Source organism: Glutamicibacter sp. 2E12 (genome assembly GCF_050030965.1).
Taxonomy (GTDB): Bacteria; Actinomycetota; Actinomycetes; order Actinomycetales; family Micrococcaceae; genus Glutamicibacter.
Window position 1 is genome coordinate 3,347,733 of sequence record NZ_CP188297.1, and the last position, 12,100, is coordinate 3,359,832.

A 12,100-nucleotide genomic window follows, 5' to 3' on the forward strand; every position below is an offset into this window, starting at 1 on the left:
GCGGGGAACGATGCAGAGCGCTGCACGGCGGGCGGTAGTGGCAGGAGCCAGCGGGTTCATTGGCGAACGGCTGATCGCGCAGCTGCGCGGGGCTGGATACCAGGTGGCGGTCATCGGCCGCGGCCGTACAGCGGATGCGCAGTGGGGCGATGGCCCGGCGCTGGCGGCACTCATCGATGGTGCAGAACTGCTGGTCAATCTGGCCGGGAAGAATGTCGGCTGCCGCTATCACGAGGCGGCGCGCAACGAGATCCTCGCCTCGCGCGTGGACACGACCCGCGCGCTGCACGAGGCAGTGTCCCAGGCCGCTGATCCGCCGGCGCTGTGGCTGAACGCGTCCACCGCGACCATCTACCGGCACAGCATGGACGCGCCGAACACCGAGGACGGCCGGATCGGCGAAGGGTTCTCGGTGGATGTGGCGCGCAACTGGGAACGCGAGTTCTTCCGCGGCGAGCTGCCCACGCGCCGGGTCGCCCTGCGCATGGCCATCGTGCTCGGCGACGGCCCGGCCACGCGCAAGCTGCTTGCCGTCGCGCGGCTGGGGCTGGGCGGGGCGCAGCACGATAGCTGGTGGCCAGCGCATCGGCGCTACCGCGGCATCGGCCCGGATCCGAGCGGAGCCGAACGCAGCGGCTGGCACCGCACGCGCGGGAACCAGCGCTTCAGCTGGATCCATGTCGATGATGCGATCGGCGCGATCGGGCATATCATCGACCACCGCGAAATCACCGGCCCGGTCAACCTCAGCTCGCCGAACCCGGTTGCCAACCGGGCGCTGATGGCCTCGCTGCGCCGCGCCACCGGCGCGAAATTCGGGCTGCCCGCGTATCGTTGGATGCTGGAGCCGGCCATGTTCGTGCTGCGCGTGGAACCGGAAATGCTGCTCAAGTCCCGCTGGGCGCTGCCCGGGGTGCTGCAGGGGACCGGGTACGAGTTCCGCTGGCCGCACCTGGATGCGGCGCTGGATGACGTGGCCGGGAACCTGGCTGCGAAGCAAGCACTTTAAGGACGCGCATTGGCACCGAGAATCCGACGCTTCACCCTGCCCGAACTGGCCCCTGGCTACCGCGGGGATCTGGGCGATGACTACGTTGAACTGCTGCACTTCAGGGATTTCGATGAGCCGCTGGCGGCCGATGGCGCGCGGCTGGAGGAATGCCGTTTCAGCTCCGTGCAGATCGAGGCCTTGCGCAATGCCCGGCTGATCCAGTGCGAACTGGACCAATCCGGGGCTCCCGCCCTGCAAGCCGCTGGTGCGTTCCTCAACGATGTGCGGGTGACCCACAGCCGCTTCGGGTCTGCGGATTTCGCCGAGGCCCAGCTCGATGGCGTGGTATTCGAGAACTGCAAATTCGGCTGGCTGAATTTGCGCGGTGCAACGGTGCGCGATGTGCTCTTCGTCAATTGCCAATTCGAGGAGATCGACCTGGGCGGGCAGATCCAGCGCCTGGGCTTCGTCGATTCGCGGGCCGGGCAAATTACCGCTGCCGGGGCGCAATTGCGCGAGGTCGACCTGCAGGGGCTGGACTTCGCCCAGGTTGAGGGGGTCGACGGGTTGCGCGGGGCACGGATCAGTGCGCTGCAGCTGGGCCTGCTCGCGGAGGCGATGGCCAGCCACCTGGGGATCAAGCTAGGGAGTTGATTTGCCCGTGGCCGGCGGCCAGCTGCTGCGCGGTTTCGGCCAGCAGCTGCGCCATGGCCGCAGCGGCGCGGGTCAAGGAGACATCGCGCCGGTGCGCCAGCCCGATGGTGCGGGCCAGCGGTTCGCGCAAGGCAATGGAGCGCACTCCCGGAGCGTCCAGCGCCACCGTCGCCGGAACCACGGCGACTCCGAGCCCGCGCTGCACGAAGCGCAGCACCGCGTCCATCTCCCCGCCTTCCACGACGATATTGGGCACCAGGCCGGCGTTCTTGTAGGCCAGGGCGGTGCTGGCGCGCAGATCGTAGCTGTGCGAGAAGGCCAGCTGGGGCACCGGAGCCAACGCGCGCAAATCAAGCTCCTGGCCAGCCAGGTGCGGGTGCTCCAGTGCGTCGATGACCACCAATTCCTCTTCGAGCAGCGGCAGGTTCTCCAGATGGTTGTCGTTCACCGCATGCTCCGAGGTCACGATGAGCGCCAGATCCAGTGCGCCACCGTCCAGCTGCTCCAGCAGCTTGTGCGAGCCCGCTTCGAAAATCTGCAGTTGCACCCCGGGGTAGCGGGTGCGGAAGATGGACAGCGCCTCGGCGACCAGCGACACGCACAGGGTAGGCGGGGCGCCCAGGCGCACCCGCCCGCGATGCAGCCCGGCCAGGTCGGCCATTTCGGTGCGGATGGACTCCTCGTCGGCCAGCATCCGGCGCGCACGGGGCAGCAATGCCTGTCCGGCGGCGGTGAGCGTGATGTTGCCGCGGGCCCGGTGGAACAGCTCGGAGCCCAGTTCCTGTTCCAGCGTGGCGATCTGCCGGCTGAGCGATGGCTGGGCCAGGTGCAGCTGCTCGGCGGCCCGGGTGAAGTGCCCCACTTCGGCGATGGCGGTGAAGCCGCGCAATTGCTCTAGGTTCATGGTGCATAGCCTACTGCTATCAACATCATGCCAATAATTCATTGGACGTATTCTGGGTGCGGGGCGATGCTGGAAACCATGAGAAACGAACAGCAGATATCCACCTCCGTACTGGTCATCGGCACCGGCGGTTCAGGCCTTCGCGCGGCCATCGAGCTGGCAGAATCGGGCACCGACGTGCTGGCCGTGGGCAAGCGCCCGCGCCACGACGCGCACACCGCGCTGGCCGCCGGCGGCATCAACGCCGCACTGGGCACGATGGATGCCGAGGACAGCTGGCAGCAGCACGCGGCGGACACCATCAAGGAAAGCTACTACCTGGCCGATCCGCGCACCGTGCAGGTGGTCGCCCAAGGCGCGGCCCGCGGCATCGAGGACCTGGAACGCTACGGCATGAACTTCGCCCGCGAAACCGACGGCCGGATCTCCCAGCGCTTCTTCGGCGCCCACAAATTCCGGCGCACCGCCTTCGCCGGGGACTACACCGGGCTGGAAATCCAGCGCACCCTGGTCCGCCGTGCGCAGCAGCTGCAGGTCCCGATCCTGGACTCGGTCTATATCACCGAGCTGCTGGTCGCCGAGGGGCGGATCTTCGGCGCCTACGGCTTCGACGTCAACGACGGCACCGGGTACCTGATCCATGCCGACGCGGTCATCCTGGCCGCCGGCGGCCACACCCGCATCTGGCGGCGCAGCAGCTCGCGGCGCGACGAGAACACCGGCGACGCCTTCCGCCTGGCCGTGGAGGCCGGTGCCCGGCTGCGCGATGCCGAGCTCGTCCAATTCCACCCCTCGGGCATCATCGAACCCGAATCGGTGGCCGGGACCCTGGTCTCCGAGGCCGCCCGCGGCGAAGGCGGGATCCTGACCAACGCCCTGGGCGAACGCTTCATGGAGCGCTACGATCCGCAGCGCATGGAACTGTCCACCCGCGACCGGGTCGCCCTGGCCGCCTACACCGAGATCGCCGCCGGGCGCGGCACCGCCAAGGGCGGGGTCTGGCTGGATGTCTCGCACCTGCCCCGGGCCACCATCATGGAACGGCTGCCCCGGGTCTACCAGACGCTGCTCGAGGAGCAGATGCTGGACATCACCGAGCAGAAGATCGAGATCGCCCCGACGGCGCACTATTCCATGGGCGGGGTGCAGGTGGACCCGCTCACCCACGAAACCGAAGTCCCCGGCCTCTACGCGATCGGCGAAGCCTCCTCGGGCCTGCACGGGGCCAACCGGCTGGGCGGCAACTCGCTGATCGAGCTGCTGGTCTTCGGCCGGATCGTCGGGCAGGGAGCTGCCCGGTATTCGCGTGCGCTCACGTCCCAGCCGCGTTCGCAGGCGGCCATCGAGAAGGCGCGCGGGGAAGTGGACCGGCTGCTGGCCGCCGATGGGCAGGAAAATGTCCGGTCCCTGCAGCGGGCGATCCGCGACATCATGACCCAGCACGCCGGAGTCGTGCGCGATGAGGCGGGGCTGAAGCTGGGGCTGGAAAAGCTGGCAGAGGTCGAAGTGCGGATGGCACGGGTGGGCATCCACCCGGACATCGCCGGCTACCAGGATCTGTGCCACGCCTTCGACCTGAAGTCCTCGGCTCTGGCCGCGCGCGCCACCTTGGAGTCGGCGCTGGAGCGCCGGGAAACCCGCGGCTGCCATAACCGCAGCGACTATCCGCTCACCGATCCGCAGTTGCAGGTGAACCTCATCTGGTCGCCCGAGGGCATCACCCGTGAGCCGATCCCCGAAGTGCCTGCGGAAGTGGCCGCGCTGATCACCGAGGTATCGCAGGCAGGCAAGCTCGTGGAGTAATGAACCGGTGCGAACTTGCCAAGGCCCGGCGGCTGCGCTGAAACTGAGCTCAGTGGGCGACCGGCCAGGCGTGGGTGCCCTTCGCGAGTGGAGGATGAGATGGCCCATGTGGGGCTCGTATTCGTAGGACTGATTCTGAGTGTGAATGCGCTGGTGGGGCTGGCCCGGATTCCGGCCCGCTCGGCGGCGGTGCTCAACCTGATGGTCGGCGCGCTGCAGATCATGTTGCCGACCTTGATACTCAGCCAGGCAGGCAGCGACATCGCACTGGTCAATGCCACCTGGCCCAGCTACCTGTTCGGGATGACCTATCTGCTGGTCGGGTTCAACACCCTGTCCGGTTTCGACCCGGCCACGCTGGGCTGGTTCAGCGCGTTCGTGGCCGCGATCGCGCTCTACAAGAGCGTGCTGTCCATCGGCCCGGACCCGCTGTTCGCGGTCATCTGGCTGGCCTGGGCGCTGATGTGGCTGGGCCTGTTCCTCTCCGACGGGCTGGGGCTGCGCCGGCTCGGCCCGGTCCAGGTGCCTGTGGCCACCGCATGGTTGATGCTCAGCGCCGGCATCCCGAGCAGCACTATCCCGGCGCTGTTCGCGCAGAACGAGCGGTGGTCCACGTCGCCGGCTGCGGGTTGGGCCGCCCTCTGCGTGCTGGCCGCGGCCGCCGGATTCAGCTGCTGGAAAGCCCGCAGCACCTGGCGCTCCATGCAGGAGGCAGCCTAGCGCTTGCGCTGCACCCGGGCCTCGTCCCAGACCGGCTCGTCGGACTCGTAGACGGTGCCGTCGGAGCCGAAGACCAGGAAGCGGTCGAAGCCGCGGGCGAACCAGCGGTCGTGGGTCACCGCCAGCACCGTGCCCTCGAACGCGTCGATGGCACGCTCCAGGGCTTCGCCCGAGTGCAGGTCCAGGTTGTCGGTGGGCTCATCGAGCAGCAGCAGGGTTGCCCCCGAGAGCTGCAGCAGCAGGATCTGGAAGCGCGCCTGCTGGCCTCCGGAGAGCGATTCGAACTTCTGCTCGGACTGCGCTGCCAGCCCGTAGCCATCCAGCGCTCCGGCCGCCGCCTCGCGCGGCATTCCGGAGCGGTGCTCGTCGCCGCGGTGCAGGATTTCGAGCAGGGTGCGGCCAAACAGGTCCGGGCGGCTGTGGGTCTGGGCGAAGTAGCCCGGGCGGATGCGCGCTCCCAGCTTCACCGTGCCGGCATGCGCCACCGGGGCGATCACCACATCGGAGACCGGCAGGTGCTCGCGCTCCGGATCGGATCCGCCGGAGGCCAGCAGGCGCAGGAAGTGCGACTTGCCCGAGCCGTTCGAACCCAGCACGCCCACCCGGTCGCCGAACCAGATTTCGGTATTGAAGGGCTTCATCAGCCCGGTCAGCTCGAGCTTTTCGGCCACGACCGCGCGCTTGGCGGTGCGCCCGCCCTTCAGCCGCATCTGCACGTTCTGCTCCAGCGGGATCGCCTGCGGCGGGCCGGCCTCCAGGAACTTCTCCAGCCGGGTGGTGGCCGCCTGGTAGCGGTTGGCCATGTCGGAGCGGAACGCGGCCTTGGTCTTGTACATGTTGACCAGTTCCTTGAGCTTGGCGTGCTCCTCGTCCCAGCGCTTGCGCAGCTCCTCGAAGCGCTCGTTGCGCTCCTTGCGGGCTTCCACATAGGAGCCGAACGCGCCGCCGTGCACCCAGGCGGTGGCCCCGCCGTGGCCCGGTTCCAGGGTCACGATGCGGGTGGCGGCGTTGTCCAGCAGCTCGCGGTCGTGGCTGATGAACAGCACGGTCTTGTTGGAGCGGGACATGATCTCTTCCAGCCAGCGCTTGCCGGGCACGTCAAGGTAGTTATCCGGCTCGTCGAGCAGCAGCAGTTCGTCGTTGCCTTCGAAGAGCGCTTCGAGGACCAGGCGCTTCTGCTCGCCGCCGGACAGGGTGCGCGCCAGCCGGTCCCCGGCCTTGTCGAACCCGATGCCCAAGGCGGCCATGCAGACCTTGTCCCAGGTGGTTTCCAGCTCGTAGCCGCCGGCGTCGCCCCACTCGATGATCGCCTCGGCGTAGCGCATGTGGACTTTCTCGTCCTCGCTGGTGAGCATCTTGGCTTCGTACTCGGCGACCTTGGCGGCGGCCTGGGCCAAAGCCGGTGCGGCGGTGGACAGCAGCAGGTCCTTCACCGTGGAGTCGTCGCGCACCTGCCCGACGAACTGGCGCATGATGCCCAGGGTGCCGGTGCGGTTGATGGAGCCTTCGTCGGCCTTCAGGTCTCCTGCGATGATCTTGAACAGGGTTGTCTTGCCGGTGCCGTTGGGTCCGATCAGCGCGGTCTTGGAGCCGGCGGTGACCTTGAAGGCCGCGCCGCCCAGAAGCTGGGTGCCGTCGGAAAGGAAATACTGGATGTCTGTCACGTCTATATGGGCCACCTGGCAATCCTATCGGGTAGATTGCCGAACATGCAGATCACAGTAGAAATTTACGGAGCGCTCCATGCCTGCTGCCATTCAGCGTTTTCGGTAGGCGATCACGTGCGCTGGCAGCTGGCCCAGGTGCGCAATGGGCGCGGGGAAATTTCCTTCGAGCTCGATGACCACGGCACCTTCGATGGCACGGGGGTGCCCGTGGCAGCAGTCGCCGCCCGGGTGGTGCGCATCCAGTACCGGGATCCTGAACGTGCGGCGAAGGCCGGGGGACTGGCAGGTGGCCCTGTCCCGGTGGTCGATACCCTGCATGTTCCCGAAGGCACGGATTTCGACCACGACTGGATCGTGGTGGGACTGGAAGTAGCGGATCCGAAGAGCCTTCCGCCGCTGGCCGACTGGGATGAGGGCGCGCCCCTGCCTGGTGGCGCGCCCCGCGGCGGCTAGTTGTACTTGTAGAACCCTTCGCCGGCCGCCGCGCCGAGCTTGCCCTGGTCGATGTACTGGGTCTTGAGCAGCTCGGCGAACTTCTGGCTGGTTGCATCGCCTGCACGGGAAATGTTGTAGGCGGTGTTCAGCCCCACGATGTCGTAGATCTCGAACGGCCCATGCGGTGCCCCGGTGCCCAGCTTCCAGGTCTTGTCGATGGTCTGCGCATCGGCGACCCCGTTGACCAGCAGGTGGCTGGCGGACTGCAGGAAGGGGACCAGCAGCGAGTTCAGCACGTAGCCCGGCTGCTCCTTGAGCACCCGGATCGCGACCAGCCCGGTACGCTCGGCGAAATCGACCACTGCTTCGTAGGCTTCGGGGGAGGTTGCTGGTGTGCCCATGACTTCGCCGGTGTTGTTGGACCAGATGCGGTTGGCGTAGTGCAGGGCGAGGAATTGTCCGGGGCGGCCAGTGAATTCGGCGATATCCGAGGGCAGCAGGGTCGATGAATTGGTGGCGAATATGGCCTGTTCGGGGGCCAGCACGGCCAGCTTCCGGTAGGTCTGCGCCTTGATCTCCAGATTCTCGGGCACCGCCTCGATGACCAGGTCGGCCTCCCGCACCGCGTCGGCCAGATCGCTGGTCAGTTCGATGGACTCGCGGGCGGATTGGGCCTTCTGCGGGTTCCCGAAGTACTGGGCGTACTGCGCAACCAGGGCATCCAGCCGCTGGTTTGCGGCGGCCAGCGCTTGCTCGCTGATGTCGTAGCCGATGACGGGCAAGCCGTGGTAGGCGGTTTGGAAGATGATTTGTGCGCCGAGCACGCCAGTGCCCAGAACGGTGATGCGTTGCAGTTCCATGATTCTCCTTGGGGTACAGCTTCACTCTCCGCTTTTAGTTGCGCAATTTCAACTAAATGTGAGCGGGAGAACGCCCGACACCTGCTGGTTGGCTGCCAGTTGCCGAAGATTCACTTTCTGGCTAGGTGGTGCTGGAACTCTTGGGGAGTCATCCGCAACCAGCATGGGGGAGAATTACGTGCACCGCATATCCAAGAAGGCCCCGGGAGTCCTGGCCGCCGCCGTCATCGCCGCGAGCCTGTCGCCGCTAGCCGCCGCCGCGGACCCGGGGGAGTACTTCGAACGCGAGGCCACCTACCCGGTCTACCAGAACCATCCCGAGGGCGCCGCGGCCCAGACCGCCGCAGAAATCCCCACCGTATCGGCGGACGGCAACACGCTGATCTACTCCGATGCGCTCTCGCGCAGCGTCGGCTTCCTGGACATTTCCAACCCTGCCGCACCGAAGGGCCTGGGCCTGCTGGGCCTGCACCAGCTGGGCAGCGCCGAGGACGAGCCCACCAGCGTGGCCGCCTACGGCGACTACGTGTTCGTGGTGGTGAACACCTCGGCCAGCTACAGCGACCCCTCGGGGCGGGTGGATGTGGTGCGGATTGCCGACCGCACGCTGGTGCACAGTTTTGCGCTGCCAGGCCAGCCCGATTCCATCGCGCTGTCTGCCGACGGCGCCTACGCGGGCATCGCCATCGAGAATGAACGCGACGAGGACGCTGGCGAAGGCGCGCTGCCGCAAGCCCCGGCCGGATCGATCGCCATCATGGACCTGCAAGGCGCGGACCCGGCCGGCTGGAAGCTGCGCGAAGTCCCGCTCACCTCCGGTTCCCGCACCGAACCGATTGCGCTGCCGCTGCTGGCCGCGGCCGGTCTCGACACCCCGCAAGACCCCGAGCCCGAGTACGTCACGATCAACGAGAAGAACCAGCTGGCGGCAACCCTCCAGGAAAACAACGGCGTGGTGCTGGTGGACCTGGGCTCGGGCGGGATTACCGGCGCCTTCAGCACCGGGACCGTGGACCTGGCCGGGATCGACACCGAAAAGGACGGCGTGCTCGATCCCAGCGGGGAGCTGAAGGGCGTGCCGCGCGAGCCCGATGCCATCGGCTGGATCCAGGACCGCTACCTGGCCACGGCCAATGAGGGCGACTGGAAGGGCGGCAGCCGCGGATTCACGATCTTCGACTCCGCCACCGGCGACGTGGTGTGGGATGCCGGCAATAGCTTCGAGCGCCTCGCGCTGTCCCAGGCCTTGTTCCCGGAGCAGCGCGCAGGCAAGAAGGGGGTTGAGCCCGAGGGCCTGGCCATCGCCGAATTCGGCGGCGTGGACTACGGCTTCATCGCCGCCGAGCGCGGGAACTTCGTGGCCGTGTACGACCTGTCCGACCCGGTGCGCCCGCGCTATGTGCAGTCGCTGCCGACTACCAACGGCCCGGAAGGGATCCTGCCGATCCCCGGGCGCAACCTGCTGGCCATCGCCTCGGAAACCGATGAGGGCCAGGTGCGCTCGGCGGTGTCCCTGTACTCCTTCGGTGCCGCCGAAGCGCAGTTCCCGCAGCTGTCCTCGGATGCCGCCGATCCGGTGCCATTCGGTGCGCTCAGCGGCCTGTCGGCCAACCCGGCCGATGCTTCGCAGCTCTTCGCGGTCAGCGACAACGCGTACCAGCCGCGCATCTACACCCTGGGCGCCGGTACCCCGGCCACCGTGGAATCGTCGATGGCGGTGACCTCGGCCAGTACCGAACTGGACCTGGAAGGCATTGCCGCCCGCGCGGAGGGCGGTTTCTGGGCCGCCCATGAAGGGGCCACCGGGGCGGACAACCTGCTGGTGCGCATCGACGCGGCCGGTGCGGTGCAAGAAGAAGTCGCGTTGCCTGCACTGGCGGGGCTGGGCAAGCACGGGCTGGAAGGCATTGCCGCGACCGGCTCCGGGAAACAGGAAGAAGTAGTGTTCGCCGTGCAGCGCGAACTGCCCGGCGAGGACTTCGTCCGCCTGGGCAAGTACCTGCCGTCCACCGGGGAATTCAGCTGGTACGGCTACCGGCTGGACGCGGCTGCCGAAGGCGCATGGCATGGCCTGTCGGAAATCACCGCCCTGCCCGATGGCTCCTATGCGGTGATCGAACGCGATAACCAGGTGGGTCCGAACGCCAAGCACAAGGCGATCTACCAGTTCCGGCTTCCGCAATCCGTAGCCGGAGAGGTGCCGCTGGTCGAGAAGAAGCTGGCGGCCGATGCGTTGCCTGCCCTGCAGGAAACCAACGGATGGACCCAGGAAAAGCTGGAGGGGCTGGCCGTAGCCGATGGCCACCTCTACATGGTGACCGATAACGATGCGGTGGATGAGGCCACCGGCGAGACCGTCTTCGCGAACCTCGGTGCGGTGGAAGAGGTCTTCGAGCTGGCCGGCCAGGCACCCAGCGAGGAGCCCGGCGAAGAAGAGGGCAAGGACCAGGACGAAGAGCTAGCCGCGGAACCAACCCGGAACCCCTCGCCGCAGCCGAGCGGGGAATCGCACGATCCTTCGCGGGTCCCGGATCCGACCCGGGAAGCTGGCCAGTCCCAGGCGCCGCAGGCCGCGGATCCAGCCCAGCCGGAAGCCAGCGAACACCTCGCCGATACCGGTGCGAACAGCTTCTGGCTGATTCCGGTGGGTGCGGTGATCGCGCTGCTCGGCGCCGCGGCGGCCCTCAAGACCGCACGGGCCCGCGCGAAGTAGGCCGCACGGAAGGTACCGGGAAAACAGCGAAGGCGTGGCACCTATGCAGGTGCCACGCCTTCGGGATTGACAGCTAGTTCTTCTTCTGCGAAATCACGACCGCGGCCACGACGGCGATGATCAGCGAGATGACCAGGAACTTGCCGCCATTGCCGGACTTCTTGTCCTGGGCGGCGAGGTTCTTCTGGGCGGCCTGCACAGCGCTCTCCACCGAGGCGCGGGCACGCTTGGCGGCCTTGGAATTCCCGCCGACATTCTCGATCAGGTTGGCGCCGGCCTTGCTGATGGCTTCGGTGTTGACACCGGAGACGGCCTCGTTCCAGCCGCCACGGATTTCCTTCGGCAGCTCTTCCTTGGCAGCCTTGGCGAGTTTCGCCAGCGACTTTTCAACTTGCTTCAAGCTCTTGGCAGTCTTCGACATGTTGTTCCTCTCTGATGGACCTTGAGTCTGGTGGACCTTGAGGTCTCAGCTCCCAGCCTAGCCAGCCGGGGGTGGGCACTCAAGGCCGCGCCGTTGCGCTGACTGCGAACTGGGAATTTACTGGGAGGCTGCGGGCGGGCGCAGCTTGCGAATGCGGGTCCGCAGCGCGCTGAGCAGGCACAGCAGCATCAGTATCGCCGCGATCGAAAGCACCGTGGCAAACCCGGGAGAGGTGGCGTGGCCGGTGTAGCGATCCACGATGATCCAGCCGATCACCCACAGCGCGCCGGCGTTCAGGTAGATCCCCATGGGATTCTTGAAGCTCACCGCGCTGAGGAACAGCGCCAGGAGCAGCACCGACAGGGCGCAGGCGCCCTTGAACATCAGGGAGCTGGCGTCGGCCCCGGACAGGGCGGCGAAGGCGACAGTTTCGGCCAGCACGATCACCGAAAGCCACCCGGTGAACAGCCCGAAACTGGCGCGGGTAATCCACCGGTCCACTTGCTGCAGGGCAGGGGTCTTGCCGATCATCACCACGATGCGGATCAGCAATGCCAGCAGGAGCAGGCCGAACACCAGCGAGGTGCCGATGCGGTCGCGCTCCAAGAACGCCACCCACAGCGCATTGCACAGCACCGCGCCGAGCACCCAGGGGCGCAGCCGGCGATGGAACCCGGTGCGTTCTTGCGGCAGGCATTGCCAGATCGCGTAGAACGCCACTGCGGCCATCAGCCCGAACCAGGGCAGCTGCCCGATGCGCGGCACCGAGGTGACGGTGGCGTCCTGCCCCATCCACCCGCCGGCGAGTGTTTCCAGCCCGGCGGCGGAAAGCACCGCCCACGCCGCCCAGCCCAAGCCGAGCAGGATGATGGCGGCATAACCGCCGGTAACCAGCCTTCTTTTCACGATTCCGAAGGTACCACGCCGCCAGG

Annotated in this window: 11 protein-coding genes; 6 read left to right on the plus strand and 5 right to left on the minus strand. The window is 67.3% G+C overall.

The annotated features are described in order from the left end of the window. The first annotated feature begins 10 nt into the window (after positions 1-10). Both ACP3TE_RS15725 and ACP3TE_RS15730 read left to right on the plus strand, forming a co-directional pair. Positions 11-1,009 (plus strand): epimerase, encoded by a 999-nt coding sequence (locus ACP3TE_RS15725; RefSeq protein ID WP_105661414.1) that lies wholly within the window; start codon positions 11-13, stop codon positions 1,007-1,009. Between the two features lie 9 nt (positions 1,010-1,018). Beyond that, the gene (locus ACP3TE_RS15730) at positions 1,019-1,645 is read left to right on the plus strand and encodes a pentapeptide repeat-containing protein (RefSeq protein WP_426734154.1); all 627 of its coding nucleotides are present in this window, start codon (positions 1,019-1,021) and stop codon (positions 1,643-1,645) included. Here the strand turns inward: ACP3TE_RS15730 and ACP3TE_RS15735 are convergent. Continuing rightward, on the minus strand, positions 1,629-2,549 hold the full coding sequence (locus tag ACP3TE_RS15735) for a LysR family transcriptional regulator (RefSeq protein ID WP_105658510.1): 921 nt from the start codon (positions 2,547-2,549) through the stop codon (positions 1,629-1,631). The genes ACP3TE_RS15730 and ACP3TE_RS15735 overlap by 17 nt on opposite strands. A gap of 78 nt (positions 2,550-2,627) precedes the next feature. On the opposite strand from ACP3TE_RS15735, the gene ACP3TE_RS15740 reads away from it, so the two are divergent. After that, a complete protein-coding gene (locus tag ACP3TE_RS15740) occupies positions 2,628-4,352 on the plus strand; it encodes an FAD-dependent oxidoreductase (RefSeq protein ID WP_426734156.1) in 1,725 nt (574 codons plus the stop codon). Positions 4,353-4,460: 108 nt separating this feature from the next. Continuing rightward, the gene (locus ACP3TE_RS15745; RefSeq protein ID WP_426734159.1) at positions 4,461-5,072 is read left to right on the plus strand and encodes an AmiS/UreI family transporter; all 612 of its coding nucleotides are present in this window, start codon (positions 4,461-4,463) and stop codon (positions 5,070-5,072) included. Here the strand turns inward: ACP3TE_RS15745 and ACP3TE_RS15750 are convergent. Then, positions 5,069-6,751, minus strand: a complete 1,683-nt coding sequence (locus ACP3TE_RS15750; protein WP_105661405.1) for an ABC-F family ATP-binding cassette domain-containing protein — start codon at positions 6,749-6,751, stop codon at positions 5,069-5,071. The two genes, ACP3TE_RS15745 and ACP3TE_RS15750, sit on opposite strands and share 4 nt — an antisense overlap. A gap of 30 nt (positions 6,752-6,781) precedes the next feature. Here ACP3TE_RS15750 and ACP3TE_RS15755 point away from each other — a divergent pair, with 30 nt between their 5' ends. Next, complete coding sequence (locus ACP3TE_RS15755) at positions 6,782-7,192, plus strand: hypothetical protein (RefSeq protein WP_105658522.1); 411 nt, start codon at positions 6,782-6,784, stop codon at positions 7,190-7,192. On the opposite strand, the gene ACP3TE_RS15760 is transcribed toward ACP3TE_RS15755, so the two are convergent. Continuing rightward, positions 7,189-8,034, minus strand: a complete 846-nt coding sequence (locus ACP3TE_RS15760; protein ID WP_332731509.1) for a 3-hydroxyacyl-CoA dehydrogenase — start codon at positions 8,032-8,034, stop codon at positions 7,189-7,191. The two genes, ACP3TE_RS15755 and ACP3TE_RS15760, sit on opposite strands and share 4 nt — an antisense overlap. Before the next feature lie 178 nt (positions 8,035-8,212). Here ACP3TE_RS15760 and ACP3TE_RS15765 point away from each other — a divergent pair, with 178 nt between their 5' ends. Beyond that, the gene (locus ACP3TE_RS15765; protein ID WP_426734162.1) at positions 8,213-10,747 is read left to right on the plus strand and encodes an esterase-like activity of phytase family protein; all 2,535 of its coding nucleotides are present in this window, start codon (positions 8,213-8,215) and stop codon (positions 10,745-10,747) included. Positions 10,748-10,820: 73 nt separating this feature from the next. Here ACP3TE_RS15765 and ACP3TE_RS15770 read toward each other — a convergent pair whose 3' ends face one another. Both ACP3TE_RS15770 and ACP3TE_RS15775 read right to left on the minus strand, forming a co-directional pair. Continuing rightward, positions 10,821-11,168, minus strand: a complete 348-nt coding sequence (locus ACP3TE_RS15770; RefSeq protein WP_105658525.1) for a hypothetical protein — start codon at positions 11,166-11,168, stop codon at positions 10,821-10,823. A 117-nt stretch (positions 11,169-11,285) separates the two neighbouring features. Then, complete coding sequence (locus ACP3TE_RS15775; RefSeq protein ID WP_105661401.1) at positions 11,286-12,074, minus strand: hypothetical protein; 789 nt, start codon at positions 12,072-12,074, stop codon at positions 11,286-11,288. Positions 12,075-12,100: the final 26 nt, after the last annotated feature.

What these genes read in the sequence shown, in the direction of transcription:
- ACP3TE_RS15740 (WP_426734156.1), top strand. Translation starts at nt 2,628, where the DNA reads ATGAGAAACGAACAGCAGATATCCACCTCCGTACTGGTCATCGGCACC.
- ACP3TE_RS15725 (WP_105661414.1), top strand. Translation starts at nt 11, where the DNA reads ATGCAGAGCGCTGCACGGCGGGCGGTAGTGGCAGGAGCCAGCGGGTTC.
- ACP3TE_RS15760 (WP_332731509.1), bottom strand. Translation starts at nt 8,034, where the DNA reads ATGGAACTGCAACGCATCACCGTTCTGGGCACTGGCGTGCTCGGCGCA.
- ACP3TE_RS15770 (WP_105658525.1), bottom strand. Translation starts at nt 11,168, where the DNA reads ATGTCGAAGACTGCCAAGAGCTTGAAGCAAGTTGAAAAGTCGCTGGCG.
- ACP3TE_RS15735 (WP_105658510.1), bottom strand. Translation starts at nt 2,549, where the DNA reads ATGAACCTAGAGCAATTGCGCGGCTTCACCGCCATCGCCGAAGTGGGG.
- ACP3TE_RS15755 (WP_105658522.1), top strand. Translation starts at nt 6,782, where the DNA reads ATGCAGATCACAGTAGAAATTTACGGAGCGCTCCATGCCTGCTGCCAT.